Here is a 16,027-nt window from a genome sequence, read left to right as displayed (position 1 = left end):
AAAGACGGACCCAGGCGAGAGGCGATAACGAATCTTACCCGATGGCCTCACAGAGACGTGATTTCATCGCCGTGTAAGTTTCCACAGCATAGTTTTCCGCCCAGCGTTGATCGGCAATCGGCTCAATTTTCACGGCGCAATATTTTGTTTCGGGCGTTTTTGAGATGGGGTCAAGGTTATCCTGAGTCAGCTCATTACAGGCGCCAATCCACCATTGGTATGTCATGTATACTGCGCCACGGTTAATGCGATCGGAGACGTCGGCACGGCTGATCACCTTGCCGCGGCGAGAGGTTACCCAGACCAGATCGCGATGACGAATCCCTAGCTTTTTCGCATCAAGTCCGTTGATTTGCACATTCCCCGGTTCATCAGCCAGTGCCTGCAACGCCGCACAGTTACCGGTCATGGAACGGCAGGAATAGTGCCCGACCTCACGCACGGTGCAAAGCACCAGGGGAAAATGCTCATCCGGCACCTCAGCAGGCGCACGCCACGGGGCGGCGAACAGTTTGCCTTTTCTGTTGGGTGTATCAAATTTACTGTGCAGATAAAGATATGGAGTTCCGGGATGATCAAGGTCAGGACATGGCCACTGAATATGCCCCATATCGCCCATTTTTTCGTAGGTCACGCCATAGAATAGCGGGCATAACTCGCGCATTTCATCCCAGATTTGCTGATTATTTTTATAGTGCATGGGGTAGCCCATTGCGGTGGCGATCAGGCTGATGATTTCCCAGTCACGCTTCACGTCACCGACCGGCTCAACGGCTTTTTCGAAACGCTGAAAACCACGGTCGGCGCAGGTAAAGACCCCTCCGTGTTCGCCCCACGATGTGGCGGGCAGAATCACATCGGCCGCTTCCGCTGTTTTGGTCATGAAAATATCCTGCACCACGACAAAATCCAGCGCGTTAAATCCTGAACGCACCAGCCCCAGATCGGCCTCTGTCTGCAGCGGATCTTCCCCCATGATGTAGTAAGCTTTGACTTTACCTTCGAGCGCCAAATGAGGTACTTCAGTGATGCGCGTACCGACTTTATCGTCCATCAGGGAGGCATCAATGCCCCAGGCGCGGGCAAATTTCTCTCTGACGGCGGCATCCGTCACGTTCTGATAACCGGGAAATTGATTGGGCAACACACCCATATCGCACGCCCCCTGAACGTTATTCTGACCGCGCACCGGTCCCACGCCGACATGAGGACGCCCCAGGTTTCCGGTCAGCAAGGCCAGGCTCGACAGACCACGAACAACGTCAACGGCCTGACCAAACTGCGTCACACCCATTCCCCACATCACCGTCGCAGAAGGCGCGGCGGCGAAAGTACGCATCGCCTGACGTACCTGCTGTGCGGGAACGCCAGTCACGTGTTCGACGGATTCTGGCGCATAATCCTTTACGGTTTGCCAGTACGCATCAAACCCTTCGGTGTGTTTTAACACATACTCCCGATCATAAAGCTGCTCATCAATCAGGACATAGCCGAAGGCGTTGACCAGCGCCATATTGCAGCCGTTGTTTAACTGCAAATGCTGATCGGCGATACGGGCCGTTTCAATGCGCCTTGGATCGCACACGATAATTTTGGCGCCGTTCTGACGCGCTTTAATGACCCTGCGCGCCACAATAGGGTGAGAGTCGGCGCAGTTGTAGCCAAAAATGAGCAGGCATTTGGAGTGTTCGATATCGCTAATCGCGTTGCTCATCGCGCCGTTGCCCAGCGTCTCCTGCAAACCGGCAACGGAAGGGCCGTGGCATACGCGAGCGCAGCAATCGACATTGTTGGTATTCAGCACGGCGCGTGCAAATTTCTGCATGACGTAATTCGTCTCATTCCCTGTCCCGCGGGAAGAGCCGGTGGTCATGATGGCGCGAGGGCCAAAGGCGGCTTTAATGTCTGACAAACGCTTTGCGGTGTAGCGGATGGCTTCATCCCAACTTACGGGGGTGAGTTTGCCGCCTTTTTCATAGCGAATCATTGGACGCGTCAGACGTGGCGTCAGAAGGCGTGTGTCGTTAAGAAAATCCCAACCGTAAAATCCTTTTAAGCATAATTGATTCTGATTCGTTACACCCTCTGCACCTTCGGCGCGGATGATTTTGTTATTTTCAACAACAAGCTTGAGCTTGCACCCGGCCCCGCAATAAGGGCACACACTGGTGATTTTTTTCATCAATAACAGACCTGTTAAAAGCTGAAATAGCGCGAATTGTATAAGAAGTCAGCGCATTACAGGCGATGGACTTCGTTTTGTCATAGCGACGCGGGAAACTAAGCATAAGTTGTGCCAACAGCAGAGAGCCAGAGACGACGGGGCGCGACTGAAAAAGAGGGGGCGAAATGACAGGGGGATCGACAGAAATGACGGTCAGATGTCAAAAAAAAGCCCACCCTTATTGGGGCGGGCAAAACATACTGGAAGCAATGTGAGCAATGTCGTACCGAATACCTGAGCCATTTACTCAACTATTCGGTAATGAGAAAGATAATCTTTATCGTTTGATATTTCAACCCTGCGTTTGATGTGTGTTTATTTGATCAGATGATGGGTGAAGGTGAAAAATTGAAAGGTGATTGAGATCACAAATTTCAATTTTCTGTTCATGTGCTATTCTTTTTATCAGCGAATTAATCGCTAACGTAAAAACATAAGTGAGGAAAGAATGGGCATTATTTCATGGATTATCTTTGGGCTTATTGCGGGTATTCTGGCGAAGTGGATTATGCCTGGTAAGGATGGCGGTGGTTTCTTTATGACGATCATTCTCGGGGTCGTCGGTGCCGTAGTAGGGGGATGGATCAGCACATTTTTCGGGTTTGGCAAAGTTGACGGTTTCAACTTTGGCAGTTTTGCCGTTGCCGTTATTGGTGCCATTGTTGTTCTGTTTATCTACAGAAAAATCAAAAGCTAAGCGAAGAGTATCGCAAGATAAAAAGGCTACCGACGGTGGCCTTTATTATTTCAACTGACCGCCGTTACCACCAGCCCAACTCCGTTCCCAGCAACGCAATAATGGCCACGCCGATCATGATAAGTGTCGTTTTTTTCACCGTTATGCTCCGGGAGATGCGTAGCCACCAATAAAAAACCACGCTAAGAAAATAACCGCTGTAATAAAAATGACGACAGGAAAAACAATACCCAATCTCATGCTACCACCTGATTGTGTTATTTGAAGACGCGCCAGAATAGCAGGGCTCAGTGCGTGACAAAAGGTGTTTTATCGTTGCGTTTTTTATCCTGATACATGGCGCTATCCGCAGCGCGAAGAGCACTGTCAACGTCCGTCTCGCGAGGATTGACTTCAATAACGCCGAGGCTGGCGCCAGGGTACATGAGAACCTCGCCCTCTATCTGATATTCCCCACGAATCTGTTGTTGCAGGCGGTCTTTTAATGTTTGCAGACGCGTCTGGGGGCTGACGTCATTTTCCTCAGTCAGACAGACGGCCAGAAACTCATCGCCGCCCAACCGGCCAATAATATCGTGTTCGCTGCGCCAGTCGGTCAGGCGCTGACCGACCTGGATTAAAAACTGGTCGCCAGCGTCGTGCCCATAGCGATCGTTGATCTGTTTAAAATGATCCAGATCGATATACGCCACAATCACGTTGCGATTCAGATGGCTGGCCAGTGAGAAAAGCGCGTTCATATTCTCAAAAATGGCCCGCCGGTTTGGTAAGCGGGTGAGCGCATCAGTATACGAGTAAGCGATAAGCGCAGCATTGGCCGCCTGCAGTTGAGAAACCAGCGACTCTTTCTGAATATATTGGGCGATGAGTCCGGCAAACAGATGCAATACCTGTTCTCCCCGGTGACTCAACTTATGTTGCTGCTTACTGGTGGCGCACAGTGTGCCGTAAAACGTTCCATCCGGGAGATGAACCGGCGTGCTTAAAAATGTGGTGATTTCCAGCGCCTGGGCAGCGGTGCAATCCGGCCAGCGCTCGGGGACGTTATCACTAAAAAAGCAGTTATCGTCAATTGCGCGTTTACACAACGTGTCATCCCAGGGGACGGATAATCCTTCAGGAATGTGCATCTGCTTACTGTTGTGGGCATATAAAATGTGTTGCAAACGGGCGTCAAGATCGACTTTCGTCAGATAGGTCGATTCCATCTCGGTCACCATCTCCAGCATCTCCAGAAGTTGCCGAACCAGGCTTTCAAGGGACTGTTCGGTGACGAGCGATTGCGAGACGCGGGCAAGGATCATATCTGACATGACGCGGAGGTACTCCCTGATGAATGGCACTGCGTGCTAAAAATTTCGACTTTAATGGCATGATAGGACATCACCGTGAAAGATGAAATGTATCTGTGTTACAAAAAAGTAAATAACAGGGAAAAGGAGCTAATAAAACATGGAGATGCCTTATCAGACGGGTTACCCTGTGCGGATATTGCGTTAATGGGAGTTTATATGAAATTCAGTTTTGCCGTGCTGCCTTGTGTATTTGGACTGGCTGCATGCTCATCTTCAACACTGCCTGATGCCCCAAAACCCCCTCAGGTGGCTATGGCGAATCCCGCTGCGGTCTATTGTGAACAAAAAGGCGGGACACTCGTGCCGGTACAGACCCCACAAGGCGCGCGTGCTGACTGCAAACTGCCTGGCGGGGAAGTTATCGATGAGTGGACGCTTTGGCGCCGGGACCACCCAGCCACTCAGTGAGTACATTAAAAACCGCGTAACCACTCGGCCAACACCAGAGCATGATTTTGCTCGGTATTTTTCGCTGAATACAGCAGTGTGAGCGTTTGCTGGCGGGCAATATCCGCCAGCCGTTGTCCTTCCTGGGTGTGCTGTGCCAGTTCCGCGCGGTATTGTTCTGAAAAGTGGTTGAAATCGATAGCCTCAGCGTGAAAGGCTTTACGCAATTCGGTCGACGGCGTAATGACTTTATCCCACTCATCACACGCAAGATCCGACTTTTTGATCCCGCGGGGCCACAATCTGTCGACAAGGACGCGATATCCGTCGCGTTGATCTGTTGGATCATAGACACGTTTGCACTGAATCTTCATGTTTACCCTCTCATCAAATCGGCGGTTAACCCATCCATATTATTGCCATAAAACAGGGCATGCCATACTGACGCCATCGCGACACTATAGCACCTGGCAACAGCGCCCCCTAAATTAAGGGATTGTGATAACCGCAAAAGATCGGTAGTTTGAGATTCCTTATGTTGTCCCTCATTGTACTGGCATAAGGAACTCCTCATGGAATTCTCCCCTGTTAAAGATACGCTACGCATCGCGCTGGTGGGTGATTACAACCCAGAGATCGTGGCGCATCAGGCTATTCCCCTGGCGATTGATGACGCCGCCGCAGTGCTGGAGCTCATGGCCGATTACGACTGGCTGACGACGTCTGATATTGGTAGTGCTGAAGATCTGGTGGGCTACGATGCGATTTGGGTGGTGCCCGGCAGCCCGTATCAGAATACGGAAGGCGCGCTGACCGCGATTCGCTATGCGCGGGAAAATAGCATCCCTTTTCTGGGAACCTGTGGCGGCTTTCAGCATGCCATTCTGGAGTATGCGCGTAATGTGATGGGCTGGCACGATGCCGCCCACGCCGAGACGGAGACGTCAGGCCGGATGGTGATTGCGCCGCTGACCTGCTCACTGGTAGAAAAAACCGATGCTATCGAACTGCGGGCGAATACGTTGATCGCCAAAGCGTATGGGCAGACGGTGATCTCTGAGGGCTATCACTGCAATTACGGCGTGTCTGAGGAATTTACCGCTGAACTTGAACGTGGCGATCTGCGGGTGACAGGCTGGGATGAAGCCGGAGAGGTTCGCGCTGTTGAGCTGGTGACGCATCCGTTTTTTGTCGGCACGCTCTTTCAACATGAACGTGGTGCGCTGACAGGTAAACCCGTGCCGCTGGTGCAGGCGATGTTGCGGGTCGCAAGAGGTTAAACAAAAGGGCAGGCCAGGATGCCTGCCCGGTACATTATTGCGTAGCGATCTCCCGATCTCGTCCGGCGCAAAGTCCGAACACAGCCATTGCAAGCGATAACAACGCCACCGCCATCAGCGGAATGTGCCAGTCTCCGCGCGCGTCGTGAATTTTTCCCATCAATGGCGGACCGCACGCCGCAAGCAAGTAACCGACCGATTGTGCCATGCCCGAAAGCGCGGCCGCCTGGTGTGCAGAGCGGGCACGCAGACCGATAAAGGTCAGTCCGAGGATCATCGTTGCCCCAGAGCCAAATCCGAACAACAGCGTCCACAGCACTGCCTGTTCGGGCATCAGCCAGAATCCGGCGGTTCCTATCGCGCACAGTAACGACACCCCGGCGGCAATACCGCGTTGATCGTTAAACCGGTGCAGGATGAGGGGGATCAGGAGTCCAGGTACGGCGGTCGCCAGTTGCAACAGGCCGTGAACGGAGCCAGCCTGCGATTCGCTGTAGCCCTGGCTTATCAGAATCGCAGGCAACCAGCCGATGATAACGTAATAAACCAGCGAGTTAATTCCGAGAAACAGCGTGACCTGCCAGGCAAGGGCAGAACGCCAGATACTGCGTGTGTATAACGCTCTGGAGGTACTCAGAGTCGCCTGGGCGGTATTGCGCCACTGCGGTAGCCAGATGAGAAAGGCCAGTAACGGGAAAGCCATCAGCATGAATAGCGCGCCGCGCCAGCCAAAGCCGTGTAGCGCCAACGGGACGACCAGTGCCGAGCCGAGCGCGGCGGCAGCGCCCATCGTGAGTGAATAGGCGCCAGTGAGTTTTGCCACATGCTGCGAGAAATCGCGCTTGATAAGCCCTGGCAACAGCACATTACCGAGGGCGATGCCGCACCCAATGATGGCGGTTCCGCTGTATAAAAAGCAGGTGGCAGGGAGTGAACGTACGGCAATCCCGAGGCAGATCAGCAGAATGGCGGCAAACAAGCTGCGCTCCATCCCAAATCGACGAGCGATAAGCGCCGCCAGAGGCGAAACCAGCGCAAAGGCCAGTAACGGTAACGTGGTCAGGAGACCGGTTTGCGCCGTCGTCAGTCCGTAATCAGTACGGATAGACTCCAGCAGCGGTGCCGCACCGGTGAAGGTAACGCGCAGTGTGGTGGCAATCATCAGGATACCGGCAATCAGTAAGGCGGTATTTTTGCCATGTAATGAAGGTGATAGGGTCATTGCTTTCTCATCGTGTCAGGCGAGGCGCTACTTTACCGTTTTTACAGGCTGGATGAATCAAGCTAAAATGACAGATTATCGCTAAAATCGGACAAATTGATGATTGGTCTGAGACTGGATGGCTATGAGCCTGATCTTCACCACGATGTTGCCGTCGCATTTTGTATCCGCGCCAGAGAAGATGAACTGTTTAGCCCGTTGCATCAGCACCGCAAGGGGCAGTTGATCCTCGCCCAGCATGGCGCGATCACCTGCGACGTTGAAAATGCGATGTGGATGGTGCCGCCGCAGTACGCCGTCTGGATACCCGGTGGAATTGCGCACAGCAACCATGTTACCGCTGGGGCTGAACTGTGTTTTTTGTTTATCGAGCCGCAGGCAGTAAAAATGCCGGAACGCTGCTGCACATTGAAAATTGCCCCGCTGTGTCGGGAGCTTATCTTAGCGTTGGCCGACAGATCGGATCTTCAGCGTACAGAGCCGGGCACACAGCGATTGACGCAGGTATTGTTTGACGAGCTTCCACAGCAACCCCAGGAGCAGATGCAACTGCCGGTTTCCGGGCATCCGAAAATTCGCCGAATGGTGGCGACGATGGCGCGCGACCCGGCCCAATGGCAGACGCTGGGGCAGTGGGCCCGTGAGTTTGCCATGAGCGAACGTAATCTTGCACGGCTGGTTGTGAAGGAGACAGGGCTCAGTTTTCGTCGCTGGCGCCATCAGTTACAGCTTATCCTGGCGCTACAGGCGCTGATTGAGGGGCAGAGTGTGCAACAGGTGGCGCAAACGCTGGGTTATGACTCTACAACGGCATTTATCACCATGTTTAAAAAAGGCCTGGGACAAACACCAGGCCGTTATCTGACGGGATTAACTACTGCTTCCCAACGATCAGCGATACCAGTCCCGCCGCAATAAGCGGACCGACCGGCACGCCGCGAAACAAGGCGACGCCGAGTACGGTTCCCACCAGCAAGCCGGCGACAAGTTGCGGCTGACTGCCCATCAGCGTGACGCCGCGCCCTCCTAACCAGGAGACAAAGACGCCCACAGCGATAGCGACCAGTGATTTCCAGTTTACAAAGGAGTGGATCAGCGTGGAGGGGGGAAGTGTTCCGCTGGCGATGGGCGCCATCACGCCAATGGTCAGAATAATAATCCCCACCGTAAGACCCTGTTTCTCAATCCACGGGAAAAAGGTATTCAGCGGGGTCACGCGCACGATAATCAGCACCAAAATTGAAACGGCGACAGTGGTGTTATGGCTAACAAAGCCGAGAGCCGCCAGTCCGAGGAGGATTAGCAGAGTGACATCAAACATCGGGGTTTCCTTGCCAAAAAAGATAAGCCTGATTACTGTACGCGCAAATGCGTGGCTGAACAGGCTTTTTTTATTAATGGGTTTTATTTTTAGGCGAATGCCAGAGACCGATGTTTAAACAGAAGAGGCTGTCATTACATTGTCATCTATTTGCTTTATCAATAACAAGTGAGTTGTCATTCTTGTCACCACGGGGTGGAACCATGAACGATCACCTGTTTACTGAGACGCTGATCATTGCCTCTTCTTTTTTTGCCATTGCCGTCGTTATTGTGATTTCAGTGCTGGTCCTCGAAAGGAGCCATTAACTCACGATGGCGTACGACGGAATGTGACCAGCTCTGGCTTCGCGATGCGAAGGTAATCTTCGGTCTTCAGGATGACGGATTTTTCCAGAACGCCTGCGTTAAACGCAACCTCGCTATAACGCTCGAACAGCAGCGGATCGGCGACCAGTTTCAGCTTAGGATGGAAGCTGAAGGGAGGAATTGCGCCAAAGACGCAGCCGGTCAGTTCATCCACTTCTGCCGGGCTGGCAAGAGAGGCGCGCAAGCCGCCCAAATGGGTCGCCAGTTGAGCGAGATCGGCCTGCTGATCGGCGGGAAGAATGGCCAGTACGTGCTGGTTGACGCCATTGCCTTTTACTTTGCAGACCAATGCTTTTGCACCCTGACCCAGTGCGGTGCCGCGGATTTCAGAAACAGCTTCACATTTACCCACGGGCTCATGGCAGATCTCGCGCCAGCTTGCCCCTTCCTGTGATAATAAGGCAATCAAACGCTGATGTGTCGCGGCGCCTTTAACCACTTCGTTCATGTTTACTCCTGACTTCGCTGAGAAAAATCAATGCAAAAGACTATCATGAACGCTCCCGCTTTTGCTGTTTGTTGAGATAGAGTTGCGCGTCGGAGGCCTGATAAGCATCATCAATGGTGTCATTTTCCAGCATTGAATACATTCCCCAGGAAAAACTGATCTCTTTTTCGTGAGCGATGATTTGCAAATTTTTAGCGATCCGAATTGGCAATTTATCGGCTGCTTGGGCAGCATAATCAATAAGAATGATGCAGAATTCATCGCCGCCCAGACGAATGGCATAATCGCTTTTACGAATGGAGGCTTCAATGGACCTGGCGAGAATTGTAATTGCCCGGTCGCCCTCCTGATGCCCTTGCGTATCGTTGATCATTTTCAATTTATCGCAATCAATGGCAATAAACGTCACCGAAGTGCCTGATTTCACCAGACGTTGTAAACGTAGTTCAAGGGTGGGCGTTAATATTTTGCGATTATAGAGACCCGTCATGGCATCGCTGATATTTTCGCGCGTGACACTGTGATACAGACGAAAATGCATTCTGACCATATTCAGAAGCAGTGCCGTGGCCAACAGATAGGAGGCAAACAACTTCCAGGACGAGACGACAAAGTACATTAAATCGAGGGACAACGTGACACGCATTCCACCAGGAATATTATGAACATGGTGAACATACGGAAACAGGTCGCTTTCACTTTGGTGAATCACGATCGAGTTCCCTGAATCGACATCTGCCAGCGTCACATTCAGATAACGCCAGACCAGAGGGCGGTCTTCGGTATAAAAAATATTCTTCAGGTTATCCTGGTTAATGTCTACCATCACGACGCCTTTCAGCTTTCCGGATAAATAAACCGGTGTTAAAAAGCTCATCACTTTTTTTTGCGTCAGAGCGTCCCGATAGATACTGGAAATAACCGTGCGTCCGGTAAATAATTCATCGATATCTTCCCGCTTAATACCTAATGTTGCATTAGGCAGGAAAGACCAGTGATGCATAGAAAATTGGCGTGAATTGACCAGATCGTAAAAATAGATGTAGTGGTTTTTCAGGTCAAAATAATAGCGAAACTTATACTCCAGTGTTCCCAGTCCCTGGTTGAAATCCACCTGCTCACGATTGACGTTGACTGCCTGGTCGAAGGCCGGTAGCAAAAATACGTCATCGAGTTGATCCGTGCAGCGATCGGCTGCCGTCTGCAACGTGCCGTGTAGCGCAGGGTAATTATGCGCAGTGAGGTTGACCCCGTGCGTATCGTTGAGGGTCTCAAAACTATCGCAAAATGCGCGTTTCTCCTCTGCGGTGACAGGGGTTTGGGGAGACGCGAACGTACGCATTAAATGCGCAGCAATACTCTGATTTTTATATTTATCGTACAGAAAAGAGAAATCCGCTTTCTCGTTAATGTAACGCATATACGCGTTCATCGCCTTGTTACTGGCCATCAGCTCGTACACCAGGAAAGAAGAGGTCAGGACGATGACACTTGCGTAGATAAAGTGCCTGAGCGCTTTATGTTGCAATTTCATAGTAAATGACACCCCTTGCTCTCATTGCTGATTGGAAACCACAGATTATCGCACAATGCCCGTTTATACCCACAATGTAAAAGTGGCTAATTATACTCATGAATGGAGTATGGGACAGTGGGTATGAGTAAATACGCAACAAATGACAAGGCGGTTATGTCCATGCACAGTGTGCATGGACATAAATGAAACAGTTCGCTCAGGCTTGATGGATTGCCACTTGGTTACGGCCATTGTTTTTAGCTTCATAGAGTGCTTTGTCTGACAGAACCATGATATCTGAAGCACTGTAATTTGGCGTGGTCGCAAAAAAAACACCAATACTTATTGTTACCGGTTCTTGAATACCGTAAATGTTATTAGCCCCGGTCAGTATTTCAACATTTTTACGAATTCTTTCAGCAATGAATCTGACTTGTGTAATACTCGTATTACACATCATGACACCAAATTCTTCTCCACCGAGCCGGGCTAGTAGATCCTCAGAACGAATGCTTTTCTGTATGATGTCAACAACTGAGGTGATCACTTTGTCGCCTTCAGCATGCCCCCATCGATCATTGATACTTTTGAAATGGTCAATGTCGAGGAACATAAGACAAAAGCTCACCTTATTCCTGGTGTTTAACCGAGAATCGAGTTCACTAAAGAAGTAACGGCGATTATAAATGTTGGTCAAAGCATCATGAGCCGCCAGTTTGTTTGACAACTGTAACTCTTTAAATATATTATAAATAAGGACTGAAATGATGAACAACTTACTGATAACTTCAATCCCTCGACTGATATACCAGACACTATAGTTATAATCGTCCAGGGCTAAAAGCAGTAAGTTACAGCATATTGCAGAAAGGCACAATAGCGCAATGTAAGGCCAGAGTTTAGATGTCAGTCGGGTTTGTGTAATGATAAAGAAAAGTAAGAATGCCCACAAGCAAATAATGATTTCAATGAAATTGTTTTTCCATACTACCGATTTATTTTTTGCGGAGTAATCGATAAAAAACCAGCAATAATCTGGATTGTAACTGCTCAGGTTATGAGCAAACGTAGGGAGGGCAAATAAAGGGATTAGTGATAATACCAAAACGGCGATTTTCTTCTTGTTACCGGTTTGGTCCGCGTTATTGATGCCTGCAGCGTACAGTGCCAGAGACAGCAAAAAGATAAAGCTCAATTGCCGGAAGAGATAGAAAATTGAGATGTCATTGGCTTTTGTATAAATTAACGAACTTCCATTAATCGGTTCACGGATGATATAAATAGTTTCGACAAAATACACCAGGCCACTCAGAAACGCTAAGCTGAGAAGGAGAGTGGACAAATGTTGGGTGTTGGCAAAATATTTTAAAATCATGAAAATGAAAATTATTGTGTTAATGAAAAACAGCGCTACCACAACAATAAGGTAATTCATTTGCGGTATTAATTTTATACTGGAGTTTTCTTGATACAGCATTTTAACAAGAAACAAAATGACGGAAAGTAAAAAACGAATAATATGATGCCTGGCGCATTTGCTTTGTGTTTTCCCATAAGTATCTCTTGATGATAATTGATCGATGTGGGGGATTCTATTAATGAAGAAAATGCTCGGTTTTGATTAAGATCAACTATTTCTGCTCATTAAAAAAACAATTTTCTGACAGTGCGGAAAAAATAAATGTTTGATGTGATTTTTTTCGAATAATAACGGGGTAAATAAATTAAATGGAGGGATAAAATAACGGCGTTGACAATTAAGTGTGTATTTATTGCTTGTGCAAGCAAATAACCGCATTTATAAATCAGCCAGCGGCGTTAACCACTGGCTGAGAGTGGAGGATTATTCTCTGCTGGTGGCACCTTGCTTATGAAACAGTTCGCGGAAGACCGGATAAATATCATCCTGATCGCGAATATGTTGCATTGCAAAGTTCTCAAAGGTGGATTGTAGATGCTCGTATTCACGCCAGAGGGTCTGGTGAGCGCGACGGGTAATCTCGATATAGCTGTAATAGCGTACAACCGGCAGCAGTTTTTTCGCCAGAATTTCGTGACACAATGGCGAATCATCCGCCCAGTTATCGCCATCGGACGCTTGCGCCGCATAAATATTCCAGTGTGCGGGATCGTAACGATCCTTCACGACATCATCCATTAATTTCAGGGCGCTGGAGACAATGGTTCCGCCCGTTTCCTGAGAATAGAAAAACTCATGCTCATCGACTTCTTTGGCTTGAGTATGGTGGCGGATATACACCACCTCAACGTTCTTATAGGTCCGACTCAAAAACAGATACAGCAGAATATAAAAACGCTTGGCCATATCTTTGGTGGCCTGGTCCATGGAACCTGACACGTCCATCAAGCAGAACATCACCGCCTGGCTGGAAGGGTCAGGGCGTTTTTCATAATTCTTGTAGCGGAGATCAAAGGTGTCGATAAACGGCACGCGCGCAATTTTTTCCCGTAACTCGGCAATTTCTTTGCGCAGTCTCTCTTCTTCAAGTAACTGCACCGGTTCGCTTTTGCTGATGGTTTCCAGCGCGGCTTCCAGTTCATGCAATTCTCTGCGTTTACCTGCGGTCATTGCCGTACGGCGCGCCAGTGAGTTTTGCAGAGAACGCACCACGCTAATGTTGGCTGGAACACCGTTAGAGGTAAAACCCGCCCGGTGCGTTTTATACTCGGTCAGTTGTCGTTGTTGGTTTTTCTTCAGATTAGGCAGGGCTAAATCTTCAAAGAGCAGATCCAGATATTCGTCTTTTGAAATCTGAAAGACGAATTCATCCTGGCCTTCACCATCCTGACTGGCCTGGCCTTGCCCGCTTCCACCGCCACCGCCGCCGCCCTGAGGACGTTCAATACGGTCATTTTGCACAAAATGATCGTTACCCGGATGGACGCGATGGCGCAGACCGCCACGCCCCTGATGAAACATTGGTTCGCTGATATCTTCTGTGGGAATGGAGACGGACTCACCGCTCTCCACGTCGGTGACCGAACGCTTGTTAATGGCCTCGGAGATCGACTGTTTAATTTGCCCTTTATAACGGCGTAAGAAGCGCTGGCGATTGACAGTGCTTTTATTCTTCCCATTCAGGCGCCGGTCTATAAACCAGGTCATATGCCCCCCGTACTGCATTTGCCAACTTCACGCTACGCCTGTAGTGCCGGATAAGCGGTGCTTATCCGGCCTACGGTTCGCTGTCGTTCCAGACCCGGTAGCGCAACGCCACCGGGTTGGTTTTATGACGATTTACGTACGCGCAGATACCATTCGCACAACAGACGCACCTGCTTGCGGGTATAGCCTTTTTCCATCATACGGTCGACAAAATCGTCGTGTTTCTTCTGCTCATCAGTTGAGGTTTTGGCGTTGAATGAAATCACCGGCAACAGCTCTTCGGTGTTCGAGAACATTTTCTTCTCAATCACCGTGCGCAGTTTCTCGTAACTGGTCCAGTTCGGGTTACGACCACTGTTGTGCGCACGTGCGCGTAGAACAAAGTTGACTATCTCGTTACGGAAATCTTTCGGGTTGCTGATGCCCGCGGGTTTTTCGATTTTTTCCAATTCTGAGTTCAGCGACTCGCGATCAAACAGCTGACCGGTATCCGGGTCGCGATACTCCTGATCCTGAATCCAGAAATCCGCATAAGTGACATAACGGTCAAAAATGTTCTGTCCATATTCGGAGTAGGATTCGAGATAGGCGGTCTGGATCTCTTTGCCGATAAATTCAGCATATTTCGGGATCAGATAGCCTTTCAGGAACTCAAGGTAACGCTCTGCCTGCTCCTGCGGGAACTGTTCACGCTCGATCTGCTGCTCGAGGACGTAGAACAGATGCACCGGGTTGGCTGCCACTTCAGCGTGATCAAAGTTAAAGACGCGGGAGAGGATCTTAAACGCGAAACGCGTTGACAGACCGTTCATCCCTTCATCGACGCCGGCGTAATCGCGGTACTCCTGGTAAGATTTCGCTTTCGGGTCGGTATCTTTCAGGCTCTCGCCGTCGTAGACGCGCATTTTCGAGTAGACACTCGAGTTCTCCGGCTCTTTCAGTCGGGAAAGGATCGAGAAGCGCGACAGGGTTTCGAGAGTTCCCGGAGCGCAAGGCGCATGCGTTAACTCACTGTGATTAAGCAATTTCTCGTAGATTTTGATCTCTTCAGAAATGCGCAGGCAATACGGTACCTTCACGATATACACACGATCGAGGAAGGCTTCGTTATTTTTGTTATTGCGGAATGTCACCCATTCGGATTCGTTCGAGTGGGCAAGAATAATACCGTTAAAGGGCAGGGCAGAAATTCCTTCTGTCCCGTTGTAGTTGCCTTCCTGGGTCGCCGTCAGCAGAGGATGCAGCACTTTAATCGGCGCTTTGAACATCTCGACGAATTCCATAATCCCCTGGTTGGCGCGGCACAGTGCGCCGGAGTAACCGTAGGCATCAGGATCGTTTTGCGCATGGTGTTCGAGTTTACGAATGTCCACCTTCCCGACCAGCGCGGAAATGTCCTGGTTGTTTTCATCACCCGGTTCAGTTTTGGCAATGGCGATTTGTTCAAGAATCGACGGCCACACTTTCACCACGCGGAATTTAGTGATGTCTCCACCGAATTCGTGCAGGCGTTTCGCCGCCCACGGCGACATGATGGTGCCGAGATAACGACGGGGAATGCCGTACTCTTTTTCGAGAATTTGCGCGTCTTCCCGCGGATTAAACAGGCATAACGGGTGATCGTTTACCGGGCTGCGTTCACCGTTTGCGCTCAGGATATAAATTGGTACCAGCTGCATCAGAGACTTCAGTCTTTCAGCAAGCGAGGATTTACCGCCCCCTACAGGCCCCAACAGATACAGGATCTGTTTCTTCTCTTCCAGCCCCTGCGCCGCGTGTTTCAGATAAGAGACAATCTGCTCAATCGCGTCTTCCATGCCATAAAACTCTTCAAAGGCGGGATAACGAGCAATCACCCGGTTTGAAAAGAGTCGAGAAAGTCGGGGTTCCTGGGCAGTATCGACCATAATAGGCTCACCAATAGCCATCAATAGCCGCTCTGCCGCGTTGGCATACGCACTGCGATCTTGCCGACAAGTGGTAAGAAACTCCTGCAGTGTGAACTCTTCGTCCTTGGCAGCTTCATAGCGCTGGCGATAGTGATCGAATATATTCATGATATGCCGTCCTTTCGTTTTTTAG

General features: G+C 50.0%; 16 protein-coding genes and 1 pseudogene. 5 read left to right on the top strand and 12 right to left on the bottom strand.

Annotated features, from left to right (window positions below; genetic code table 11):
- Positions 1-34: 34 nt before the first annotated feature.
- Positions 35-2,182 (bottom strand): formate dehydrogenase subunit alpha, encoded by a 2,148-nt coding sequence (fdhF, locus tag CJP72_RS05265; RefSeq protein WP_162379844.1) that lies wholly within the window; start codon positions 2,180-2,182, stop codon positions 35-37.
- A 490-nt stretch (positions 2,183-2,672) separates the two neighbouring features.
- Between fdhF and CJP72_RS05260 the strand changes: the two genes are divergently transcribed.
- A complete protein-coding gene (locus CJP72_RS05260) occupies positions 2,673-2,921 on the top strand; it encodes a GlsB/YeaQ/YmgE family stress response membrane protein (RefSeq protein ID WP_162379843.1) in 249 nt (82 codons plus the stop codon).
- Positions 2,922-2,985: 64 nt separating this feature from the next.
- Here the strand turns inward: CJP72_RS05260 and CJP72_RS26100 are convergent, their stop codons facing one another.
- The 3 genes from CJP72_RS26100 to CJP72_RS05245 are packed head-to-tail and all read right to left on the bottom strand — an operon-like array spanning position 2,986 to position 4,234.
- On the bottom strand, positions 2,986-3,060 hold the full coding sequence (locus CJP72_RS26100) for a hypothetical protein (protein WP_162379858.1): 75 nt from the start codon (positions 3,058-3,060) through the stop codon (positions 2,986-2,988).
- Positions 3,061-3,062: 2 nt separating this feature from the next.
- Positions 3,063-3,161: a YoaK family small membrane protein gene (locus CJP72_RS05250; RefSeq protein WP_162379842.1), complete on the bottom strand. Its 99-nt coding sequence runs from the start codon at positions 3,159-3,161 to the stop codon at positions 3,063-3,065.
- 47 nt (positions 3,162-3,208) lie between these two features.
- Positions 3,209-4,234: a sensor domain-containing diguanylate cyclase gene (locus CJP72_RS05245; protein WP_162379841.1), complete on the bottom strand. Its 1,026-nt coding sequence runs from the start codon at positions 4,232-4,234 to the stop codon at positions 3,209-3,211.
- Positions 4,235-4,432: 198 nt separating this feature from the next.
- On the opposite strand from CJP72_RS05245, the gene CJP72_RS05240 reads away from it, so the two are divergent.
- Positions 4,433-4,684 carry a putative hemolysin gene (locus CJP72_RS05240; protein WP_162379840.1) on the top strand — a complete coding sequence of 84 codons (252 nt, stop codon included), beginning with the start codon at positions 4,433-4,435 and terminating at the stop codon, positions 4,682-4,684.
- A 5-nt stretch (positions 4,685-4,689) separates the two neighbouring features.
- On the opposite strand, the gene CJP72_RS05235 is transcribed toward CJP72_RS05240, so the two are convergent.
- A complete protein-coding gene (locus CJP72_RS05235; protein ID WP_162379839.1) occupies positions 4,690-5,037 on the bottom strand; it encodes a DUF488 domain-containing protein in 348 nt (115 codons plus the stop codon).
- 198 nt (positions 5,038-5,235) lie between these two features.
- Here CJP72_RS05235 and CJP72_RS05230 point away from each other — a divergent pair, with 198 nt between their 5' ends.
- Complete coding sequence (locus CJP72_RS05230) at positions 5,236-5,943, top strand: CTP synthase C-terminal region-related (seleno)protein (protein ID WP_162379838.1); 708 nt, start codon at positions 5,236-5,238, stop codon at positions 5,941-5,943.
- A gap of 34 nt (positions 5,944-5,977) precedes the next feature.
- On the opposite strand, the gene CJP72_RS05225 is transcribed toward CJP72_RS05230, so the two are convergent.
- Positions 5,978-7,165 carry a CynX/NimT family MFS transporter gene (locus tag CJP72_RS05225; protein ID WP_162379837.1) on the bottom strand — a complete coding sequence of 396 codons (1,188 nt, stop codon included), beginning with the start codon at positions 7,163-7,165 and terminating at the stop codon, positions 5,978-5,980.
- A gap of 99 nt (positions 7,166-7,264) precedes the next feature.
- On the opposite strand from CJP72_RS05225, the gene CJP72_RS05220 reads away from it, so the two are divergent.
- Entirely contained in the window at positions 7,265-8,083 is an 819-nt protein-coding gene (locus CJP72_RS05220; RefSeq protein ID WP_162379836.1) for an AraC family transcriptional regulator, read from the top strand.
- Here the strand turns inward: CJP72_RS05220 and CJP72_RS05215 are convergent.
- On the bottom strand, positions 8,040-8,486 hold the full coding sequence (locus CJP72_RS05215; protein WP_003832453.1) for a DUF441 domain-containing protein: 447 nt from the start codon (positions 8,484-8,486) through the stop codon (positions 8,040-8,042). The two genes, CJP72_RS05220 and CJP72_RS05215, sit on opposite strands and share 44 nt — an antisense overlap.
- Before the next feature lie 203 nt (positions 8,487-8,689).
- Here CJP72_RS05215 and yoaI point away from each other — a divergent pair, with 203 nt between their 5' ends.
- Entirely contained in the window at positions 8,690-8,794 is a 105-nt protein-coding gene (gene yoaI / locus CJP72_RS25405; protein WP_238339999.1) for a small membrane protein YoaI, read from the top strand.
- Between the two features lies 1 nt (position 8,795).
- Here the strand turns inward: yoaI and CJP72_RS05210 are convergent, their stop codons facing one another.
- From CJP72_RS05210 to yeaG, 5 genes and pseudogenes are all read right to left on the bottom strand, one after another.
- Positions 8,796-9,302 (bottom strand): YbaK/prolyl-tRNA synthetase associated domain-containing protein, encoded by a 507-nt coding sequence (locus CJP72_RS05210; protein WP_162379835.1) that lies wholly within the window; start codon positions 9,300-9,302, stop codon positions 8,796-8,798.
- Positions 9,303-9,345: 43 nt separating this feature from the next.
- Entirely contained in the window at positions 9,346-10,836 is a 1,491-nt protein-coding gene (gene dgcJ / locus CJP72_RS05205; RefSeq protein WP_162379834.1) for a diguanylate cyclase DgcJ, read from the bottom strand.
- Between the two features lie 199 nt (positions 10,837-11,035).
- Positions 11,036-12,372, bottom strand: a pseudogene (locus CJP72_RS05200) (sensor domain-containing diguanylate cyclase).
- Between the two features lie 289 nt (positions 12,373-12,661).
- Complete coding sequence (locus CJP72_RS05195; protein WP_162379832.1) at positions 12,662-13,945, bottom strand: YeaH/YhbH family protein; 1,284 nt, start codon at positions 13,943-13,945, stop codon at positions 12,662-12,664.
- 122 nt (positions 13,946-14,067) lie between these two features.
- Positions 14,068-16,002: a protein kinase YeaG gene (yeaG, locus tag CJP72_RS05190; RefSeq protein WP_162379831.1), complete on the bottom strand. Its 1,935-nt coding sequence runs from the start codon at positions 16,000-16,002 to the stop codon at positions 14,068-14,070.
- Positions 16,003-16,027: the final 25 nt, after the last annotated feature.

The organism is Citrobacter sp. NCU1, from assembly GCF_010231475.1.
Classification (GTDB): Bacteria; Pseudomonadota; Gammaproteobacteria; order Enterobacterales; family Enterobacteriaceae; genus Citrobacter_D.
Note: the sequence above shows the minus strand (reverse complement) of the source record. Positions and strands in the feature narration are given on the sequence as shown.

Excerpts from the sequence above, each read along its gene's own strand:
- CJP72_RS05195 (WP_162379832.1), bottom strand. The coding sequence starts at position 13,945 with ATGACCTGGTTTATAGACCGGCGCCTGAATGGGAAGAATAAAAGCACT.
- CJP72_RS05245 (WP_162379841.1), bottom strand. The coding sequence starts at position 4,234 with ATGTCAGATATGATCCTTGCCCGCGTCTCGCAATCGCTCGTCACCGAA.
- CJP72_RS05220 (WP_162379836.1), top strand. The coding sequence starts at position 7,265 with ATGATTGGTCTGAGACTGGATGGCTATGAGCCTGATCTTCACCACGAT.
- yeaG (WP_162379831.1), bottom strand. The coding sequence starts at position 16,002 with ATGAATATATTCGATCACTATCGCCAGCGCTATGAAGCTGCCAAGGAC.
- CJP72_RS05225 (WP_162379837.1), bottom strand. The coding sequence starts at position 7,165 with ATGACCCTATCACCTTCATTACATGGCAAAAATACCGCCTTACTGATT.
- CJP72_RS05215 (WP_003832453.1), bottom strand. The coding sequence starts at position 8,486 with ATGTTTGATGTCACTCTGCTAATCCTCCTCGGACTGGCGGCTCTCGGC.
- fdhF (WP_162379844.1), bottom strand. The coding sequence starts at position 2,182 with ATGAAAAAAATCACCAGTGTGTGCCCTTATTGCGGGGCCGGGTGCAAG.
- CJP72_RS05240 (WP_162379840.1), top strand. The coding sequence starts at position 4,433 with ATGAAATTCAGTTTTGCCGTGCTGCCTTGTGTATTTGGACTGGCTGCA.
- dgcJ (WP_162379834.1), bottom strand. The coding sequence starts at position 10,836 with ATGAAATTGCAACATAAAGCGCTCAGGCACTTTATCTACGCAAGTGTC.
- CJP72_RS05250 (WP_162379842.1), bottom strand. The coding sequence starts at position 3,161 with ATGAGATTGGGTATTGTTTTTCCTGTCGTCATTTTTATTACAGCGGTT.
- CJP72_RS05230 (WP_162379838.1), top strand. The coding sequence starts at position 5,236 with ATGGAATTCTCCCCTGTTAAAGATACGCTACGCATCGCGCTGGTGGGT.
- CJP72_RS05260 (WP_162379843.1), top strand. The coding sequence starts at position 2,673 with ATGGGCATTATTTCATGGATTATCTTTGGGCTTATTGCGGGTATTCTG.
- CJP72_RS05210 (WP_162379835.1), bottom strand. The coding sequence starts at position 9,302 with ATGAACGAAGTGGTTAAAGGCGCCGCGACACATCAGCGTTTGATTGCC.
- yoaI (WP_238339999.1), top strand. The coding sequence starts at position 8,690 with ATGAACGATCACCTGTTTACTGAGACGCTGATCATTGCCTCTTCTTTT.
- CJP72_RS05235 (WP_162379839.1), bottom strand. The coding sequence starts at position 5,037 with ATGAAGATTCAGTGCAAACGTGTCTATGATCCAACAGATCAACGCGAC.